This window comes from Burkholderia sp. SCN-KJ, from assembly GCF_024656005.1.
In the GTDB taxonomy this organism is placed as follows: domain Bacteria; phylum Pseudomonadota; class Gammaproteobacteria; order Burkholderiales; family Burkholderiaceae; genus Burkholderia.
The window spans coordinates 1-18,995 of the sequence record NZ_JANKOG010000052.1 but is presented as its reverse complement, the minus strand read 5'-3'; the positions used below and the strand labels follow the sequence as shown (position 1 = coordinate 18,995).

Genomic DNA, 18,995 nt, shown 5'->3' with positions numbered 1-18,995 from the left:
ACTGGCGAAGGAAGGCGCGAAGCACAACGTGCGCTCGCACGTCGTATGTCCGGGCTTCGTGCGCACGCCGCTGGTCGACAAGCAGATTCCGGAGCAGGCGAAGGAGCTAGGCATCAGCGAAGAGGAAGTGGTGAAGAAGGTGATGCTCGGCAACACGGTCGACGGCGTGTTCACGACGGTTCAGGACGTCGCGCAGACGGTGCTGTTCCTGTCGGCGTTCCCGAGCGCCGCGCTCACGGGCCAGTCGGTCGTCGTCAGCCACGGCTGGTTCATGCAGTGACGGGCTCCGGCACGGGCGGCCGCGCTGCGCGCCGCTTGTGCTGCAGCGAGCATTCGCTGACAGTAGAACGGCATGAAAAAACGCGCTCCGGGGAGCGCGTTTTTTGTTTCGGCAGAGCGGGCTGCCGCCCGCTGGCGCCGGCTTACTTCAGGACCGCTGCGACTGCGGTGGCGACCGCGTCGAGATTGCGCGTGTTCAGTGCTGCAACGCAGATCCGGCCGGTGCCGACTGCGTAGATGCCGAACTCTTCGCGCAGGCGATCGACTTGCGCCGAGGTCAGGCCCGAATACGAGAACATCCCGCGCTGCGCGTTGATGAAGCTGAAGTCGCGATCGACGCCGCTCGCCTTCAGGCGCTCGACGAGACCGTTGCGCATCGCGCGGATGCGGTCGCGCATTTCGCCGAGTTCCTGCACCCACGCAGCATGCAGTTCCGGCGACGCGAGCACGGCTGCGACGACGGCGCCGCCATGGGTCGGCGGGTTCGAGTAGTTCGTGCGGATCACGCGCTTCAGTTGCGACAGCACGCGCGTCGCTTCGTCCTTGCTCGACGTGATGATCGACAGCGCGCCGACGCGCTCGCCGTACAGCGAGAACGACTTCGAGAACGACGACGACACGAACGCGTTCAGGTCAGCCGCGGCGAACAGACGAACGGCGGCGGCATCGGCCTCGATGTTCTCGCCGAAGCCCTGGTAAGCGATGTCGAGGAACGGCACGAGGTTGCGCGCCTTGACGACGTCGACCACCTGCTGCCATTGCGCTTCGGTCAGGTCCACGCCGGTCGGGTTGTGGCAGCACGCGTGCAGCACGACGATCGTGCCGGCTGCATAGCTGTTCAGCGCCGACAGCATGCCTTCGAAGTTCACGCCGTTGGTTGCTGCGTCGTAGTACGGGTACGCGACGACTTCGAAGCCGGCCGCTTCGAACAGCGCGCGGTGGTTTTCCCAGCTCGGGTCGCTGATCGCCACTTTCACGTTCGGGTTCACGGTGCGCAGGAAATCGGCGCCGATCTTCAATGCGCCCGTGCCGCCCAGTGCCTGCGCCGTGACCACACGGCCTGCGGCGATCAGCGGCGAATCGTTGCCGAGCAGCAGCTTCTGCACCGCTGCGTCGTACGCGGCGATCCCGTCGATCGGCAGGTAGCCGCGCGGCAGGCCGGCGTCGACACGCGCCTTTTCCGCTTCGCGAACGGCGCGCAGCAGCGGAATCTTGCCTTCTTCGTTCGTGTACACACCGACGCCGAGGTTGACCTTGGTCGGACGCGTATCGGCGTTGAAGGCTTCGTTCAGGCCCAGGATCGGGTCGCGGGGAGCAAGCTGGACAGCGGAGAAGAGCGACATGATGATTCGGCAGTAGTGAAAAGAGGGTCAGGCTTTCAGCCGGCGGGGCGGGCGCAGCGGACCGCGCGCCAACGGGCACGGCGCCGGAAAGCGCAGCAGCCTGACATTGTAGCGAATTCACGCTGCCGGAGGCGGCGATTGCGCGCCGAATTGCGATTTCGGACCGCCGCCGCGCGTCAGGAGCCGTCAGCGGTCCGCAACGCCGCGAAGCGCTAGAATAGTTTTTTTGCCCTCGCTCCGGCCGCACTCCATGTCCGAACATCACGCCGAAGTCGGCGACGCGCTCGACGAATCGAAATTCGTGACCTTCGAAGGGTCGCCGTTCCAGTTGTACCAGCCATACCCGCCCGCAGGCGACCAGCCGACCGCGATCGAAACGCTCGTCGAAGGTGTCGGCGACGGCCTCGCATTCCAGACGCTGCTCGGCGTGACGGGTTCTGGCAAGACCTTCACGATGGCCAACACGATCGCGCGGCTCGGCCGCCCGGCCATCGTGTTCGCGCCGAACAAGACGCTTGCGGCGCAGCTCTACGCGGAGTTCCGCGAGTTCTTCCCGCGCAACGCGGTCGAGTACTTCGTGTCGTACTACGACTATTACCAGCCGGAAGCGTACGTGCCGCAGCGCGACCTGTTCATCGAGAAGGATTCGTCGATCAACGAGCACATCGAGCAGATGCGGCTGTCGGCGACGAAGAGCCTGATGGAGCGCCGCGACGTGGTGATCGTCGCGACGGTGTCGGCGATCTACGGTATCGGCAATCCGTCCGAATACCACCAGATGATCCTGACGCTGCGCACCGGCGACAAGCTCGGCCAGCGCGACGTGATCGCGCGGCTGATCGCGATGCAGTATTCGCGCAACGAACAGGACTTCCAGCGCGGCACGTTCCGTGTGCGCGGCGACACGATCGACATCTTCCCGGCCGAGCATGCGGAGCTGGCCGTGCGCGTCGAGCTGTTCGACGACGAGGTCGAGACGCTGCAGCTGTTCGACCCGCTGACCGGGCGCGTGCGGCAGAAGATCCCGCGCTTCACCGTGTATCCGTCGTCGCACTACGTGACGCCGCGCGACACCGTGATGCGGGCGGTCGAGACGATCAAGGACGAATTGCGCGAGCGCCTCGAGTTCTTCCACCGCGACGGCAAGCTCGTCGAGGCGCAGCGCCTCGAGCAGCGCACGCGTTTCGACCTCGAGATGCTGCAGGAACTCGGCTTCTGCAAGGGCATCGAGAACTACTCGCGGCACTTCTCGGGCGCCGCGCCCGGCGAGCCGCCGCCGACGCTCGTCGACTACCTGCCGCCCGATGCACTGATGCTGCTCGACGAATCGCACGTGCTGATCGGCCAGCTGAACGGCATGTACAACGGCGACCGCGCGCGTAAGGAAAACCTCGTGAACTACGGTTTCCGGCTGCCGTCGGCGCTGGACAACCGGCCGCTGAAGTTCCCCGAGTTCGAGCGCAAGATGCGCCAGGTGGTGTTCGTGTCGGCGACGCCGGCCGACTACGAGCAGCGCGTGACGGGGCAGGTGGCCGAGCAGGTGGTGCGGCCGACCGGGCTCGTCGATCCGGAAATCGAAGTGCGCCCGGCAAGCTCGCAAGTCGACGACGTGCTGACCGAGATCAACGCGCGCGTGAATGCCGGCGAGCGCGTGCTGATCACCGTGCTCACGAAGCGGATGGCCGAGCAACTCACCGAGTTCCTGGCCGACCACGGCGTCAAGGTGCGCTACCTGCACAGCGACATCGACACGGTGGAGCGGGTCGAGATCATCCGCGACCTGCGGCTCGGCACGTTCGACGTGCTGGTCGGGATCAACCTGCTGCGCGAGGGCCTCGACATCCCGGAAGTGTCGCTGGTCGCGATTCTCGATGCCGATAAGGAAGGCTTCCTGCGCGCCGAACGCTCGCTGATCCAGACGATCGGCCGCGCGGCGCGCAATGTGAACGGCAAGGCGATCCTCTATGCCGACAACATGACCGAGTCGATGAAGCGCGCGATCGGCGAGACCGAGCGGCGCCGCGCGAAGCAGATCGCGCACAACGAGAAGATGGGCATCACGCCGCGCGGCGTCGTGAAGCGTATCAAGGACATCATCGACGGCGTCTACAACGCCGACGAAGCGCGCGCCGAGCTGAAGGAAGCGCAGCAACGCGCGAAGTTCGAGGACATGTCGGAAAAGCAGATCTCGAAAGAGATCAAGCGTCTCGAAAAGCAGATGGCCGACTACGCGAAGAACCTCGAGTTCGAAAAGGCCGCGGCGACGCGCGACCAGCTTGCGCTGCTGCGTGAACGCGTGTTCGGCGCGAACGTGGGCGACCACGTCAACGGCGGCCGGTAAACCTTTCCAAACGTCACAGAAACCTTCTGGTAACACCGTTGTAAGCCTTGTCGGATCAGGGGTTTACGCGGTGTCTCGTTTGTTCCGGAGCCGGTTCGGTGCTAAACTTCGCAAGTATTGAGAATAGTTCGCATTAACGTTATTCGTTGCGTTAGTGTTTCCAGCGCGCGGTCCCGACCGGAGGCGCGCAAGTCACCAGACAAATAACAAGGAGTGTCCATGTTGGGTTCTTCGTTCATCCGCACGTCGGTTGCGGTAGCGGCGGCGCTTGCCGCGATGTCGGCAACGGCAGCCGAATATCCGATCGGCAAGCAGCAGATCCAGGGCGGCATGGAAATCGGCGCGGTGTACCTGCAGCCGATCACGATGGATCCGGAAGGGATGATGCGCAAGGCGTCGGATTCGGACATCCACCTCGAGGCGGACATCCACGCGGTCAAGAACAACCCGACGGGTTTCGCGGAAGGCGACTGGATGCCGTACCTGCAGGTCACGTACAAGCTGACGAAGCAGGGCGACACGAAGTGGAAGGCTGAAGGCGACCTGATGGGCATGGTTGCGAGCGACGGCCCGCACTACGGCGACAACGTGAAGCTGGCCGGCCCGGGCAAGTACCACCTGACGATGACCGTCAAGCCGCCGATGCAGTCGGGCCACATGGCGTTCGGCCGTCACGTCGACAAGGAAACGGGCGTGGGCGCGTGGTTCAAGCCCATCACCCTCGAATACGACTTCCCGTTCGCCGGCATCGGCAAGAAGGGCGGGTACTGATCGGTGGCATCACGGACGGCGCGCTTCGGCGCGCCGTCGGCGTAGAGAACCCAGAATGAAACTTCCCCAGAAAATCGTCGCCGCAGCCGCCGCGCTGTGGCTCGCCGGCGCGGCGCATGCCGCCGATCTGCCGACGTTCAAGCTCGAGATGACGGACGGCAAGCTGAATCCTGCCCGTATCGAAGTGCCGGCCGGCCAGCGCTTCAAGATCGAGATCCGGAATACCGGCAAGGGCGCCGCCGAATTCGAGAGCGTGCAGCTGCGCAAGGAAAAGGTGCTTGCGCCGGGCGCCGATTCGTTCGTGGTCGTCGCCCCGCTGTCGCCGGGCGAATACAAGTTTTTCGACGATTTCCACCAGCAGGCACAGGGCGTGATCGTCGCGAAGTAATGCGTTTTATCTGCGTGCGGGCGTACGCGTGCCTTGCCCCGCGCGTCAGGAGGATTCAATGGGTCAGATCTTGTTCATCGTCTGGCGGGAGAGCGTCGAAGCGCTGCTCGTCGTCGGCATCCTCTATGCATGGCTGAAGAACGGCGACGACGACGCGCGCCGCGGCCTGCCCTTTCTCTGGACGGGCGTGGCAGTCGGCCTGCTGATGGCCGTCGGTCTCGGCGCTGCGCTCGTCGGCTTCACCGAAGTGCTGTCCGGCGACGCGCAGGACTATTTCCAGACCGCGATGGTACTGATCGCGTGCGTGCTGATCGTGCAGATGGTGCTGTGGATGCGCCGGCACGGCCGCACGCTGAAGCGCGACATGGAGCAGTCGCTGCAGCAGAGCACGCGCGATTCGAACTGGTGGGGCGTCGCCGTGCTGGTCGCGCTCGCGATCGCACGCGAAGGCAGCGAGACGGTGATCTTCCTGTACGGCCTCGGTTTCGGCCAGTCGGGGCACGTGGACGGCGGCCAGATGCTCGCGGTCGTGATCGGCCTCGGCCTCGCGCTCCTCACGTTCTATCTGCTGCAGCTCGGCGGCAAGTACTTCTCGTGGCGGCATTTCTTCCGTGTCACCGAAGTGATGCTGCTGTTCCTCGGCGCGGGCCTGTTCCAGACCGGCGTCGACAAGCTGATCGACAAGGAAATCCTGCCGCTCGGCATTTCGCAGCTGTGGGACACGTCGGGGATCCTCGATGATTCCGGCACGTTCGGTTCGCTCGTCGCGACGCTGACCGGCTATCGCGCGCATCCGGCGCTGACCAACCTGATCGCCTATGCGGTGTACTGGGCGGTGGTCTGGCTGCTGATGAAGCGCGCGAGCCGTCGTCCGGCCGTTCCCGCAGGCCGCGCGGCATGAGTGTCGTCGCAGCAGCCAAGCCGGGCTGGCTCGCGCAGGCCGGCCAGTGGATGCAGCGCCACGGCGCGGTGATCCGCGGCATCCAGTGGGTCGTCGTCGGCGTCTACGCATTCCTGATCATCGTGCCGGCGGTGTTGCCGCTGCCGGACGATTCCGCGCACCTCTGGAACAATCTCACGCTGATCGCGCAGTTCGTGTTCTGGGGCATCTGGTGGCCGTTCGTGCTGCTGTCGATGGTGATGCTCGGCCGCGTCTGGTGCGGCGTGCTGTGCCCGGAAGGCGCGCTGACCGAATATGCGAGCAAGTTCGGCCGCGGCGGCGCGATTCCGCGCTGGATGCGGTGGGGCGGCTGGCCGTTCGTCGCGTTCGGGCTCACGACGATCTACGGGCAGATGGTGAGCGTGTACCAGTACCCGCTCGCGGTGCTGTTCGTGCTCGGCGGCTCGACCGTCGGCGCGATCGTGGTCGGCGTGCTGTACGGCCGCGAGAAGCGTGTGTGGTGCAAGTATCTGTGCCCGGTCAATGGCGTGTTCGGGCTGCTCGCGCGGCTCGCGCCGATGCGCTACAAGGTCGACGAGGATGCGTGGCGCCGCTCGTACAAGAACGGCGAGCACGGGCATCGCGTGATTCCGATCAATTGCGCGCCGCTCGTGCCGTTGCGCAACATGAAGGGCGCCGCCGCCTGCCACATGTGCGGCCGCTGCAGCGGGCACCGCGACGCAATTGAGCTGTCGTGGCGCTCGCCGTCCGACGAGGTCGTGAACCTCGGCGCGCAGCAGGCGAGCCCGTGGGACACGGCGCTGATCCTGTACGGCCTGCTCGGCGTCGCGATCGGTGCGTTCCACTGGACCGTGAGCCCGTGGTTCGTGCAGATCAAGCAATGGCTCGCGGGCTGGCTGATCGATCACGACATCACGTGGCCGCTCGAGACCAATGCGCCGTGGTTCCTGCTCACGCACTATCCGGATCGCAACGACGTGTTCTCGTGGCTCGACGGCGGGCTGATCGTCAGCTACATCGTCGGCACGGGGCTCGTGTACGGCACCGCGCTGCTCGTGCTGCTGGCTGGCGCGACGCTGATGCTCGGACGCTTCGATCGCACGCGTCTCCATCATCTCGCGCAGGCGCTGATCCCGATCGCAGGTGCCGGCGTGTTCCTCGGGCTGTCGGCGACGACGCTGTCGCTGCTGCGGGCCGAGCACGTGCCGCTCGGCTGGGCGACCGACGTGCGCATCGCGATTCTGGTCGGTGCGAACGCGTGGAGCGCCTGGCTCGCATGGAAAGTGACCGGGCGCTATGCGGCATGGCCGCGCCGGCTGGCTGCATTCGCGTGGTTCGCGGCAGGCCTGGCCGTGGTCGACAGCGCATGGTGGCTGATGTTCTGGGGTTTCTGATGCGGGATTGAAGGCCTTGCGGCCGGGTTCCGGCGCAACGGGAGGAGGTGATCCCGCTGCGGGGCTCCGGACGCATCGAAGCCGCAGCGCCGACCACCGCGATGCTTTTTCCTTTGCATCCGGACGCCCAAACAAAAAAGCGACACGTCCTTCGACGTGTCGCTTTTTTTCTGCCTTGTGCGAGAACCAAAAAAGTGGCTTGGCTTGCTGCAACGGCTGCTTGAGTGTGTTTGCACGAAGGGGTCTAGATCTCGCGTGCAAGCCGTTACGCTGGCTACTGCCCAACACCTCTCAGGGAGGTGGTCCCCACAATACTCGGTCGTTACTTCGTCAGGATCAGTTTGCCGAGCCGCGTGGCACGCAACTGATACGTTTCTCCGTTATGCGCAATGCTGATGTGGCTGTGGCCTTGCAGCAGCGCATCGCTGCTGAGGGTCCGGGTGCCGGCATCGCGGCTGGCGACGGGTTTCGCCGGCGTCGTGACCGCCGCCGTCTTCTGACGGTTGGCGCTTGCGGTGCCGGTCGGGCGGCGCAAGCTCAGCGTGTTCGGGCGCGTGGTGTCGGTCATTCGGTTGATCGGTGACTGTCGATACGATGAAATGAATTCTAAATGATAACTATTCCCATTTACAAAAACTCTTTATCGATCGATATGACGAATTCGATAGCCTGAGTCGAATGGGCGGCCCGCAGGCCGCCGCCGATGTCAGTGAAGCGGGTCGGGGTCCTTGCGCCCCTGAGCGTATTCGCGAATCAGGCGCACGGTGTCGATGTCCGACGTGCGATACGCTTCCTTGACGATGCCGTGCGTCTGGCGCGCTTCCTCGCTGTCGTCCGTGACGGTCAGCGTCGTGCGGTATTCGAAGCGCAGGAACAGCTCGTGGTCGTCGCGCTCCTCGATCGTCATCGTCAGCGAGCCGCCGATTTCGCCGCCGGCCGCGTGGATGTCGTAGCGCACTTGCTGGTTCGGGGTGAACGTCACGCGGTCGCGCACGGTCGCATGCCCGTAGTGCAGTTCGCGTTCGAGCGTCGTGTCCGTCCGTTCGTGGACGACACAGCTGTCGAGGCCGATCACGAACAGCTGCGGCTGTTCGGCGCGCAGTACGAGGCCTTCCCAGAGCTGGTCGCGGGTCAGGGACGGCACGGCCGGATCGTCGGAGTTGATCTGGATCAGATGTTCGAAGTTCACGGGGGCGGGTTCCTTCTGGTGGCGGGCAGCCACATGGTTCAAGAAGTCATTGTGACGCAAAACGAGCGGTTTCGCGGCACCTGCGCCCCCGATCGGACGTCACGCTTCGATGCGACCCATGCGGCCGGTCTGGTAGTCGACGACGGCCTGCCGGATCTCTTCCTCGGTATTCATCACGAACGGGCCGTAGCGGACGATCGGCTCGTTGAGCGGCACGCCGCCGATCAGCAGCAGGTCGAGCGGCGTATCGCCGGCCTCGAACGTCACCGCATCGCCATCGTCACCGTAGACGACCATGTGCCGTGCGTCGACGGGCTGCCTGTCGGGCCCGTAGCGGCCCGCTCCGTCGAGCGGGTAGGCGAACACGCGATACCCTGCCGGCACCGGCTGCGTGACCGTTGCGCCCGGTTGCAGCGTGAAATGCTGGTAGAGGATCGGCGTGCGCGTCTCGATTGCCGCACGCACACCGAACGCTTCGCCGGCGATCACGCGGACCTGCGCGCGGCCGTCCGGCGACGTCGCGCTCGGGATGCGGCCGGCCGAGATCTCCTGGTAGCGCGGTGCGATCAGCTTGTCGCGGCGCGGCAGGTTGACCCACAGCTGGAAGCCGTGCGAGCGTCCGCCGGCCCGAGCGAACTCGGGATCCGGCATTTCGCTGTGCACGACGCCCGCGCCGGCCGTCATCCACTGCACGTCGCCGGGCCCGAGCGTGCCGGCATGGCCGGCCGAATCGCGATGACGAAAACGCCCGTCGAGCACGTAGGTGACGGTCTCGAAGCCGCGATGCGGATGGTCGGGCGCGCCCTTGGCTTCGCCAGGGGCATAGTCGACGGGGCCCATTTCATCGAGCAGCAGGAACGGATCGAAATCCATCAGCAGCCGGGTCGGGAACGGGCGGTGAACCACGAAGCCGCCGCCTTCGGTCGTGCGAAGCGCGGGGTACGTGCGGTCAAGCGAGCGAGCGGTCGTCATGCAAAAGCCCTCGATAACATCGGAATAGCGTCATTTTTGAAACATAGCGCTATTATATTGGGCGTTTTACCGGCCGATTTGCGGCGGTTCGCAATGGATTGTTCTGAAATTGGAACGATGACATGAACATCGATGCACACAACCTGAACGACCTCATGTACTTTTCGCAGGTCGTCGAACACGGCGGTTTCTCGGCGGCGGAACGCGTGCTGGGCATCTCGAAATCACGCCTGTCGCGACGCCTGACCGAACTCGAGGCGGCGCTCGGCGTGCGCCTGCTGCAGCGCTCGACGCGCAAGCTCGCGCTGACCGAGGCGGGGGAGTTGTTCTACCAGCATTGCCAGGCGATGCTCGCCGAGGCCCAGGCCGCGATGAACGCCGTGCAGCAGCTGCGCGCGTCGCCGCGCGGCTCGGTGCGCGTGAGCGTCCCCGTCACGCTGTCGCAGACGATGCTGTCGCGCATCCTTCCCGAATTCCTGCACCGCTATCCCGAGGTGAAGGTGCACATCCGCGTGACCAACCGCGTGATCGACCTGTTCGAGGATTCGATCGACGTCGCGTTGCGCGTGCGCTCGGAGCCGCCGCAGAACGCGAACATCGTCGTGCGGCCGCTGTGGCGGACCGAGCAGATGCTGGTCGGCGCGCCGAGCCTGCTGAACCAGAATGCGCCGCCGCTCGTGCCGGACGATCTGGCCCATTTCGAGACGCTCGATACGCCGAGCGTCGACGGGCGGCACGTGTTCAGCCTGATCGCACCGGATGGCACGCGTCATTTGCACGAGCACGATCCGCGGCTCGTGACGGCCGACCTGATGACGATCCGCGAGGCCGTGCTCGACGGCCTCGGCATCGCGGCGCTGCCTGAGATGATGTACGGCAATGCATTGCGCGCGGGGCAGTTGTCGCCGGTGATGCCGGGCTGGACGCTGCCGGTGCCGCAGCTCTACGCGGTATTCGTGTCGCGGCAGGGGATGCCGCCCGCGGTGCGCGCGTTCGTCGACTATCTGGTCGAGAAGCTCGACCACGGCGAATACAAGCAGCCGGGCTGCCCCGAGCGCGCGAAGAAGGATGCGGCGGCGGCCGATGCTTCGGCCACCTGAATGCAAGATGCGCGTCGTGGCAAATTTGTTTTGTCATTGAAGCGCCGCCTGCAATCGCAAGTTTCAATCGCCGGGACCTTGAATGCATTCGCAGGCAGGCCTATATTGAAATCCCATTTCGCGAAGGAAGTTCTGAGCGGAATCAGGTGGCCGCATATATTGCGAGCCAGATAGGGCAGAACGCGCAGTCCGTGAAGACCACGGTAGCCGCATTTGCGTTGCTCGAGGCGCAACCGATACCGCCGAAGAGCCCGCCGCCCGAAGGCGCCCGCGTGCGCATGAAAAAAGGCCTTCATCTGGCGATGAAGGCCTTTTACTTTGTGCGCTGCCGGCGAGGTGCGGCCGGCTAGGTGCGGCCGGCCAAGCGACCGACCGTCGCGTAGCGAAACGCGCGTGCGTTACTTCGCCTTCGCGCTCGGCTCCGTCACGAAGCCGAGCTTCGTCAGGCCGCCGGCCTGCGCATCGGACATCACTTCGGCCACACGTTCATAGGCAACCTTGCGATCGGCACGCAGGTGCAACTCCGGTTGCGGCTGATGCTGTGCCGCTTCCGCGATGTGCGCCTGCAGTTGCTCGCGCGTGACCGTCTGTTCGTTCCACAGGATCGTACCGTTGCCCTGGATCGCGACGTCGACGGTCTGCGGCTTTTCGTCGACGGGCTGGCTGCTCGCGTGCGGCAGGTCGATCTTCACCGCATGCTGCATCGCCGGGATCGTCACGAGGAAAATAATCAGGAGTACGAGCATGACGTCGACGAGCGGCGTCATGTTGATCTCGCTCATCACGCCATCGTCGTCGTCATCGCTGAAGCCGGTGTTCATTGCCATGGTTCACCCCGTCTCAGCTGGCGCGCGAAGCAAGGCGCAGGCCGTCGCGGGGCGACGACGATGCGAGGCGCGCACCCGTCACGAAGTACGCGTGCAGACCGTGCGCGAAGCGGCGCAGCTTGCTGACGACACCCTTGTTCGCGCGGGTCAGTGCGTTGTAGCCGAGCACCGCGGGAATCGCGACGAACAGGCCGAAGGCCGTCATGATCAGCGACTCGCCGACCGGGCCTGCGACCTGGTCGATCGACGTCTGGCCGGTTGCGCCGATCACCAGCAGCGCGTGGTAGATGCCCCAGACCGTGCCGAACAGGCCGACGAACGGCGCCGTGCTGCCGATCGACGCGAGAATCGCGAGACCGGCCTGCATGCGCGAGATGCCTTCGTCCATCGTGTCCTTCAGGCAGCGCGTGACCCAGTCCGACACGTCCATGCGGTCGTGCAGGTGCGGTTGCGTCTGATGGTGGTGATCGGCGGCTTCCTTGCCCGACAACGCGAGCGCGAGGAACGGGTTGTCGCTCGGCGTCGATGCGGCGAGGCCGAGCTTCTTGATGCCGTCGTCGAAATCGTCCGAATGCCAGAACGCCTGCTCGGCATTCTTCGTGAGACGGTTCAGGCGAACCACGTTCCAGCCCTTGACGATGATCACGATCCACGACAGGACCGACATCACGAGCAGCGTGATCGCGATGGCGCGCGTGACGAAATCACCTTGCGCCCAGACGTGCGCGATACCGTAGCTTTGCATTTTTGTTTCCTTTGAATCTTCCGAATGAGGCGGGTTAATCGTCGAGCGTGAAGTTGAAGGGCAGCGTATGGGCGGCGCGAATCGCCTGCCCGTTCTCGATGTACGGCGGACAGGTGCTGGCGCGCGTCGCATCGAGCGCGGCTTCGTCGAGACGCGGGTAGCCGCTGCTCTTCTGCAACTGGACGCTTTCGATCTTGCCCGTCACGCCGATGATGAAGTGAACATAAGCCGTGCCCGTTTCGCCGCGGCGGCGCGACATCGACGGATAGGTGGGCTTCACGAAATTGCAGCTGAGTGCCGATACGTTCTTCGGCGCGCTGACCTGCATCGTCTCGCGAGCCGGGCCGGGTGCGGCGGCGGGCGCAGCAGGAGCAGGTGCGGCGGGAGCGGGTGTCGGATCGGCAGCCGCTGGCGCGGGCGTCGGCGACGGGGATTGCGCGACCGGCTGAGGCGTCGGCTTGACCGCCTTCTGCACGGGCTTCGGCTCGACCTTGGGCTTCTCGCGCGGCACGGGCTTCGGCGGTGCGGGCTGCGCGGCCGATTGGACCGCGACCGGTTGAGCGGCAGGCGCAGGCGGAATGAGTTGCGCGGTGATCGACTGGACCTCGATCTCTTTCGGCGGCGGCGCGTTGCGATGGAGCCAGGCGGCCGCCAGCATGATCGCGTGTGCGGCAAGCACACCGACCGCGACGGTGATGACCCGGGGGTTCATACGTGGGGCAGCCGGCAGGACGCCGGCAGGAGCGGATTGCGAAGCCTGCATGTTAGCTTGAAAGGACGACGTCGCACCCGGGGCGCGGCGGGTGAATCGGTGTTACTTGCGGAAGATCAGCAGCGAGATGCACACGGTGGTCACAAATCCGATCAGCAATTCCATGACAGGCTCCTTGGCAGGTAAGCCGCTGGCTCGCGCGGAAGGTGGCTTGCTGACGGTCGGACATCGAATGCGGCTGCAGCCGCGTGCGTACGCTCGGCGCCGCTCAGGCGGCCTTGCGGTCGTAGAACGTGACCGGGATCGGGTGGGCGTGGTGCTCGACGCCGCACCGGCTCGCGCAGACGCCTTGCTCGGCCATGAGGTCGCGTACGGACTCCTCGCACTTGCCGCAGCACGTGGCCACGCCGAGCTCGAACTGGAGTTCATCGAAGGAACTCACGCCCTCGGCGAGGGACGCGCGAATCTTGCGATCGGAAACAGACTTGCACACGCAGACGATCATGATGAGTTGCGATAGCTAACGTTAATGCGAATTATTATCATTAAATTTGCGGACGTTGACAAGCCTGGGTTCGGCTTTTTTTAAGGTCATCGGACCCTTGAAATGGAGGGTGCGGCGCAGCCGCGGCGGGAGAGGGCGAACCGGCGGTGTGCCGGCCCGCGTCAGGCGGTCGCGCAGGCGCGCGCGTTCGGCGAGGAAATGGTGACGGATTCGACCGGCGCGTCGAGGCCGAGCAGCGACGACGCGAGTGCGCGCAGTTGCAGGCCGTCGCTCGTCGAGCAGAAGCGCGGCGGCGCGGCACGCGTGCCGGCCGGCGCGCGCAGGCCGCGTTCGTCGAGCACGCGCGTGAGCTGGCGGGCGATCGCGTCGCTCGTGTCGACGATCGTCAGGCGGTCGCCAACAAGGTCACGAATCGTTTCCGTGAAGAACGGGTAGTGCGTGCAGCCGAGCACCAGCGTATCGGCGCCGTCGTCGAGCATCGGCTGCAGGTAACGCTCGAGCAACGCACGCAACGCGGGCGAGTTCGTGTCGCCGCGTTCGATCGCTTCGACGAGCCCGTGGCCGGGCTGGCAGATGAAGCGGCGGCCGGCGCCGTAACGGTCGAGCAGCGCCTGGAAACGCGGGCTGTTCAGCGTCGACTGCGTGGCGAGCACCCCCGCGACGCCGGTCGACGAGAGTGCCGCGGCCGGCTTGATGCCCGGCTCGACCCCGACGAGCGGTATCGCGAGGCGTTCGCGGATGGCCGCGATCGCCCGCGCCGTTGCCGTGTTGCAGGCGATCACGAGCGCTTTCGCCCCTTCGCGGGCGAGCCACTCGCCGATGGCCAGCGTGCGCTCCGTAATGAACGCCTCGTCGCGCGGACCGTACGGTGCATGGTGCGAATCGGCGACGTAGACGAACGACTCGCCGGGCAGGTGCGCGCGCACGGCGCGCAGCACCGACAGGCCGCCGAGCCCGGAATCGAAGATGCCGACGGGGGCGGCGGGGTGGTTCGTCATCGTCATGGGGAAGGCGAGGTGGCGATCGAGGGGGGACGATTACTCGGGCGAACCCATCATCGTCTGCTGGTAGTTCTGCAGGCCGACCTTGCCGATCAGGTCGATCTGCGTTTCCAGCCAGTCGATGTGCTCTTCGGTGTCGTCGAGGATCTTTTCGAAGATCTCGCGCGACACGTAGTCACGCACCGATTCGCAGTAAGCGATCGCTTCCTTGCACGTCGACTGCGAGATCTGCTCGAGCTTCAGGTCGCACTTCAGGATCTCTTCGGTTTCCTCGCCGACCAGCAGCTTGTGCAGATCCTGCAGGTTCGGCAGGCCGTCGAGCATGAACACGCGCTCGATCAGCCAGTCGGCATGCTTCATTTCGCCGATCGATTCGTCGTATTCGTGCTTGCCGAGCTTGTCGAGGCCCCAGTGCTTGTACATGCGCGCATGCAGGAAGTACTGGTTGATCGCCGTGAGTTCGTTCTTCAGTTGGGCGTTCAGGTATTCGATGACTTTCTTGTCGCCTTGCATGGCTGTTCCTTGTTCAGTGAGGCTTCAGAAACCGAACGATAATCGCTCGAACGGGAAAAGCCAAGCCTCGGAGCCTTGCCGGGCCTGCCTTTTGCCGGGAATGAGAATCAGCGTCGAAGCACCGGCCGCGCACAATAATGAGAATGAGAAGTAAAAAGGCCGGATCGTCGTCCGGCCTTTCGTGCGAGTGCGCTTAAGCGGTTGCGACCGGGATCTTGCCGATCTTTGCCTGCCACTCCTTCGGACCGGTCTGGTGCACCGACGTGCCCGACGAGTCGACGGCCACCGTCACCGGCATGTCCTGCACGTCGAATTCGTAGATCGCTTCCATGCCGAGGTCTTCGAATGCGAGCACCTTCGCGCCGCGGATCGCCTTCGACACGAGGTAAGCGGCGCCGCCGACCGCCATCAGGTAGGCCGCCTTGTGCTTCTTGATCGCGTCGATCGCGACCGGGCCGCGTTCGGCCTTGCCGACCATCGAGATCAGGCCCGTCTGGGCGAGCATCGTCTCGGTGAACTTGTCCATCCGCGTGGCCGTCGTCGGACCTGCCGGGCCGACCACTTCGTCACGCACCGGATCGACCGGGCCGACGTAGTAGATCACGCGGTTCGTGAAGTCGACCGGCAGCGTCTCGCCCTTCGCCAGCATGTCGGCGATGCGCTTGTGCGCGGCGTCGCGGCCCGTGAGCATCTTGCCCGACAGCAGCAGCGTCTGGCCCGGCGTCCAGCTCGCGACTTCTTCCGGCGTCAGCGTGTTCAGGTCGACGCGCTTGCTGGTTTCCGTGTTCGGTTCCCACTGGACCTTCGGCCAGGCGTCGAGCGACGGCGCCTCGAGCTTCGCGGGGCCCGAGCCGTCGAGCACGAAGTGCGCGTGACGCGTCGCCGCGCAGTTCGGGATCAGCGCGACCGGCTTCGACGCCGCGTGCGTCGGTGCTGCCATGATCTTCACGTCGAGCACGGTCGCGAGGCCGCCGAGGCCCTGCGCGCCGATGCCGAGCGCGTTGACCTTCTCGTGCAGTTCGACGCGCAGTTCCTCGACCCAGTCCTTCGGGCCGCGCGCGATGATTTCCTGGATGTCGATCGGCTCCATCAGCGATTCCTTCGCCATCAGCATCGCCTTCTCGGCGGTGCCGCCGATGCCGATCCCGAGCATGCCCGGCGGGCACCAGCCCGCGCCCATCGTCGGGACCGTCTTCAGCACCCAGTCGACGATCGAATCGGACGGGTTCAGCATCACGAACTTCGACTTGTTCTCCGAGCCGCCGCCCTTCGCCGCGACCTGCACGTCGACCTTGTCGCCCGGCACGATCTCGTAGTGGATCACGGCTGGCGTGTTGTCCTTCGTGTTCTTGCGGGCGCCTTCCGGCGGATTGACGATCGACGCGCGCAGCACGTTGTCCGGGTGCGTGTAACCGCGGCGCACGCCTTCGTTGATCATGTCGGTGAGGCCCATCGTCGCGCCGTCCCAGCGCACATCCATGCCGACCTTCACGAAGATCGTGACGATGCCGGTGTCCTGGCAGATCGGGCGCTTGCCCTCCGCGCACATGCGGCTGTTCGTGAGGATCTGCGCGATCGCGTCCTTCGCGGCCGGGCTCTCTTCCAGCTCGTACGCGCGGCCGAGGGCCTGGATGTAGTCGAGCGGGTGGTAGTAGCTGATGTACTGCAGCGAATCCGCGATGCTCTGGATCAGGTCTTCCTGTTTGATGACGGTCATGGCTGAGACTCTGTGGGGACTGTGGGGAATACGTTTATGCGTTGACGGCAGGTTCGACCGATTTGCGGGACACGGCCGGCGCCGGCGCATGCGTCTCGTGGAAATGGGCCGGGTGCGTGTGGGTCGTCAGGCGGTCGACCCACGCCATCACGAGCGCCGACACGAGGAACGACACGTGGATGAGCACCTGCCACATGATCGCGTGCGTCGTGTGCTGATCCGGGTTGATGAAGGTCTTCAGCAGGTGGATCGACGAAATGCTGATCAGCGCCATCGACAGCTTGACCTTCAGCACGCCCGCGTTCACGTGGTCGAGCCATTCGGGCTCGTCGGGATGGCCCTCGATGCCGAGGCGCGACACGAACGTCTCGTAGCCGCCGACGATCACCATGATCAGCAGGTTCGAAATCATCACGACGTCGATCAGGCCGAGCACCGCCAGCATCACGCTGATCTCGTCGAGGCTGGTCGCGTGCGACAGCAGGTGCCAGACTTCCTTCAGGAACAGGAATACATAGACGGCCTGCGCGACGATCAGGCCCAGATAAAGCGGAACCTGGAGCCAGCGGCTCATGAAGATCAGCGCGGGCAGCGGGCGCAGGGGACGACGAGTGAAGCCGGGCGAATGCGGGGCAGACATGATGGTGGTACGGGCGCTGTGCGCAGGTATCGGGGGTAATCTTGAAAAGGCGCGCTATTGTAACGCGTCGGCCGGCGCGACTGCAGCGACGCGCCGGCGCTGCCGGGGACGGATCAGGATGCGGCGGCCGGCACGCGCTTCATGCGCAGGCTCGCGAGCACGATGCCGGTCACGACGCAGGCGAGCGCGATGCCGTGCGCGAGCGTCGGGCGTTCACCGAGGAACGCGATGCCGTACGCGGCGGCGGCGACCGGCAGCACCGCGCTGAACACGCCGGCGAGACTGCCCGGCACGTGCCGGATGCCCTTCATCCACAGCCAGAACGAGAAGATGCTGGCCGACAGCCCGTACCAGACGACGAGCGCCCACGTACCGGCCGGCACGCTCGCGTAATCGAAATGCCACAGCGCCGTCGCGCCGAGCGGCAGCATCAGGCACAGGCCGAACAGGTGCGTGTACGCGCAGATGTCGATCGGCGCGAGCGTCTGCGTGAGCCGGCGCGACAGGATCACGTAGATCGATTCGCAGCACACGGCACCGAGGATCAGGAGGTTGCCGGTCAGCGAGCCGGACGACGTGCCGGCGCCGTGCGCGGACGTGCTGCCTGCGCTGCCGTTGGCGAGGTTGATCGTCACGACGCCGGCGATCGCGAGCGCGATCGACACGAGCGCACGGCCGTTCGGTTTTTCCCGCAGGATCAGCCACGCGAACAGCGCGACGATGGCCGGGATCGTGCTCGTGATCACGCCGGCCGCGACCGCGCTCGTGCGCTGCACGCCGTTGAGCATCAGCAGCGTAAACATGAAGGTGCCGAAGAATGCCTGCAGGAACAGGTTCAGCCATTCCGCGCGCCGGACCGCGCGCATCTTCACCGGGCTGAACAGCGGCCACAGCACGGCGATCGCGATCACGAAGCGCAGCGTGGCGAGGATGGCGACCGGGACGAAGACGACGATGGATTTACCGATACCGACGTTGCTGCCGACGAACAGCATCGACAGGATGAGGAAGAGGGCGTAGCGATTCAAGCTGGAGTCCGGGGGGCGAGTTCAGTTAGGATTGTAGGGTCGCGTTTGTAACAGCGTAAAGCCGGCTGTCATGCAGCCGACCGCAAGGCGGCGCTGGCGTGCGAAACGGTGATGCCGCGTAAGTGACGGGTAAGTTCGAGCGCTTATCGTGGATATCGCCGGGCCGTAGGCCACGTCGCATGACGTGGTGCGGCGCAGCATCGTGCGTAGCCTCCGGGCCGCGCGCGGGTGGGTGGGAGACAGCGGCGCACATGCGCCGGCCAAGACGCGCGGCGCGCACGATCGCGCCGCCATGCAGAGGATTCATGTTCACCAAGGGGTTGTCGATGTCTGCGATTGAATCGGTTCTTCACGAAACCCGTCAGTTTGCGCCGCCCGCGGCGCTCGAGAAGGCGGCCAACATCTCCGGCATGCCGGCCTACCGCGCACTGGCCGCCGAGGCCGAGCAGGATTACGAAGGCTTCTGGGCGCGTCTCGCGCGCGAGGGCCTCAGCTGGCACAAGCCGTTCACGAAGGTGCTCGACGAAAGCGACGCGCCGTTCTACAAATGGTTCGACGACGGCGAACTCAACGCGTCGTACAACTGCCTCGACCGCCACGTCGAAGCCGGCAACGGCGAGCGCGTCGCG

The 18,995-nt window shown here is 65.2% G+C and carries 22 protein-coding genes; 9 read left to right on the top strand and 13 right to left on the bottom strand.

Annotated features, from left to right (window positions below; genetic code table 11):
* On the top strand, positions 1-280 hold a 280-nt coding region (locus NQV17_RS36830), incomplete at its 5' end, for an SDR family oxidoreductase (protein ID WP_257776012.1).
* 142 nt (positions 281-422) lie between these two features.
* Here the strand turns inward: NQV17_RS36830 and NQV17_RS36825 are convergent.
* Positions 423-1,622 (bottom strand): amino acid aminotransferase, encoded by a 1,200-nt coding sequence (locus NQV17_RS36825; RefSeq protein ID WP_257776011.1) that lies wholly within the window; start codon positions 1,620-1,622, stop codon positions 423-425.
* 250 nt (positions 1,623-1,872) lie between these two features.
* On the opposite strand from NQV17_RS36825, the gene uvrB reads away from it, so the two are divergent.
* The 5 genes from uvrB (at position 1,873) to NQV17_RS36800 (ending at position 7,417) form a co-directional block, all read left to right on the top strand.
* Positions 1,873-3,963 (top strand): excinuclease ABC subunit UvrB, encoded by a 2,091-nt coding sequence (uvrB, locus tag NQV17_RS36820; protein ID WP_044848990.1) that lies wholly within the window; start codon positions 1,873-1,875, stop codon positions 3,961-3,963.
* 219 nt (positions 3,964-4,182) lie between these two features.
* The gene (locus NQV17_RS36815) at positions 4,183-4,734 is read left to right on the top strand and encodes an iron transporter (RefSeq protein WP_044848991.1); all 552 of its coding nucleotides are present in this window, start codon (positions 4,183-4,185) and stop codon (positions 4,732-4,734) included.
* A gap of 55 nt (positions 4,735-4,789) precedes the next feature.
* A complete protein-coding gene (locus tag NQV17_RS36810) occupies positions 4,790-5,122 on the top strand; it encodes a cupredoxin domain-containing protein (protein ID WP_121859179.1) in 333 nt (110 codons plus the stop codon).
* 58 nt (positions 5,123-5,180) lie between these two features.
* The gene (locus NQV17_RS36805) at positions 5,181-6,023 is read left to right on the top strand and encodes an FTR1 family protein (protein ID WP_257776010.1); all 843 of its coding nucleotides are present in this window, start codon (positions 5,181-5,183) and stop codon (positions 6,021-6,023) included.
* Positions 6,020-7,417, top strand: coding sequence for a 4Fe-4S binding protein (locus NQV17_RS36800; protein WP_257776009.1), 1,398 nt, complete (start codon positions 6,020-6,022; stop codon positions 7,415-7,417). Before NQV17_RS36805 ends, NQV17_RS36800 begins: the two co-directional genes overlap by 4 nt.
* Positions 7,418-7,739: 322 nt before the next feature.
* Here NQV17_RS36800 and hemP read toward each other — a convergent pair whose 3' ends face one another.
* The 3 genes from hemP to NQV17_RS36785 all read right to left on the bottom strand — a co-directional run bounded on the left by hemP (position 7,740) and on the right by NQV17_RS36785 (position 9,578).
* Positions 7,740-7,985, bottom strand: coding sequence for a hemin uptake protein HemP (gene hemP / locus NQV17_RS36795; protein ID WP_257776008.1), 246 nt, complete (start codon positions 7,983-7,985; stop codon positions 7,740-7,742).
* Positions 7,986-8,123: 138 nt separating this feature from the next.
* A complete protein-coding gene (locus NQV17_RS36790; protein WP_044849005.1) occupies positions 8,124-8,606 on the bottom strand; it encodes an SRPBCC family protein in 483 nt (160 codons plus the stop codon).
* A 99-nt stretch (positions 8,607-8,705) separates the two neighbouring features.
* Positions 8,706-9,578, bottom strand: a complete 873-nt coding sequence (locus NQV17_RS36785; protein ID WP_257776007.1) for a pirin family protein — start codon at positions 9,576-9,578, stop codon at positions 8,706-8,708.
* Positions 9,579-9,700: 122 nt separating this feature from the next.
* Here NQV17_RS36785 and NQV17_RS36780 point away from each other — a divergent pair, with 122 nt between their 5' ends.
* Both NQV17_RS36780 and NQV17_RS36775 read left to right on the top strand, forming a co-directional pair.
* Positions 9,701-10,678, top strand: coding sequence for a LysR family transcriptional regulator (locus tag NQV17_RS36780; protein WP_124489788.1), 978 nt, complete (start codon positions 9,701-9,703; stop codon positions 10,676-10,678).
* Between the two features lie 191 nt (positions 10,679-10,869).
* Positions 10,870-11,028: a hypothetical protein gene (locus NQV17_RS36775; protein WP_257776006.1), complete on the top strand. Its 159-nt coding sequence runs from the start codon at positions 10,870-10,872 to the stop codon at positions 11,026-11,028.
* 48 nt (positions 11,029-11,076) lie between these two features.
* Here the strand turns inward: NQV17_RS36775 and NQV17_RS36770 are convergent, their stop codons facing one another.
* From NQV17_RS36770 to NQV17_RS36730, 9 genes are all read right to left on the bottom strand, one after another.
* The gene (locus NQV17_RS36770) at positions 11,077-11,505 is read right to left on the bottom strand and encodes a biopolymer transporter ExbD (RefSeq protein WP_257776005.1); all 429 of its coding nucleotides are present in this window, start codon (positions 11,503-11,505) and stop codon (positions 11,077-11,079) included.
* A 13-nt stretch (positions 11,506-11,518) separates the two neighbouring features.
* Positions 11,519-12,250, bottom strand: coding sequence for a MotA/TolQ/ExbB proton channel family protein (locus tag NQV17_RS36765; protein WP_257776004.1), 732 nt, complete (start codon positions 12,248-12,250; stop codon positions 11,519-11,521).
* Between the two features lie 34 nt (positions 12,251-12,284).
* A complete protein-coding gene (locus NQV17_RS36760) occupies positions 12,285-13,013 on the bottom strand; it encodes an energy transducer TonB (protein WP_044849000.1) in 729 nt (242 codons plus the stop codon).
* A gap of 217 nt (positions 13,014-13,230) precedes the next feature.
* Positions 13,231-13,467, bottom strand: a complete 237-nt coding sequence (locus tag NQV17_RS36755) for a bacterioferritin-associated ferredoxin (RefSeq protein WP_011885486.1) — start codon at positions 13,465-13,467, stop codon at positions 13,231-13,233.
* A gap of 161 nt (positions 13,468-13,628) precedes the next feature.
* Entirely contained in the window at positions 13,629-14,471 is an 843-nt protein-coding gene (murI, locus tag NQV17_RS36750; RefSeq protein WP_257776003.1) for a glutamate racemase, read from the bottom strand.
* 33 nt (positions 14,472-14,504) lie between these two features.
* Complete coding sequence (bfr, locus tag NQV17_RS36745) at positions 14,505-14,981, bottom strand: bacterioferritin (protein ID WP_006482753.1); 477 nt, start codon at positions 14,979-14,981, stop codon at positions 14,505-14,507.
* Positions 14,982-15,174: 193 nt separating this feature from the next.
* Positions 15,175-16,698 (bottom strand): fumarate hydratase, encoded by a 1,524-nt coding sequence (locus NQV17_RS36740; protein ID WP_257776002.1) that lies wholly within the window; start codon positions 16,696-16,698, stop codon positions 15,175-15,177.
* A gap of 34 nt (positions 16,699-16,732) precedes the next feature.
* A complete protein-coding gene (locus NQV17_RS36735) occupies positions 16,733-17,338 on the bottom strand; it encodes a TIGR00645 family protein (protein WP_257776001.1) in 606 nt (201 codons plus the stop codon).
* Positions 17,339-17,451: 113 nt separating this feature from the next.
* Positions 17,452-18,366 (bottom strand): DMT family transporter, encoded by a 915-nt coding sequence (locus NQV17_RS36730; RefSeq protein WP_257776000.1) that lies wholly within the window; start codon positions 18,364-18,366, stop codon positions 17,452-17,454.
* Positions 18,367-18,692: 326 nt separating this feature from the next.
* Here NQV17_RS36730 and NQV17_RS36725 point away from each other — a divergent pair.
* A partial coding sequence (locus NQV17_RS36725; RefSeq protein ID WP_308237815.1) for an acetyl-coenzyme A synthetase N-terminal domain-containing protein occupies positions 18,693-18,995 on the top strand: 303 nt, incomplete at its 3' end.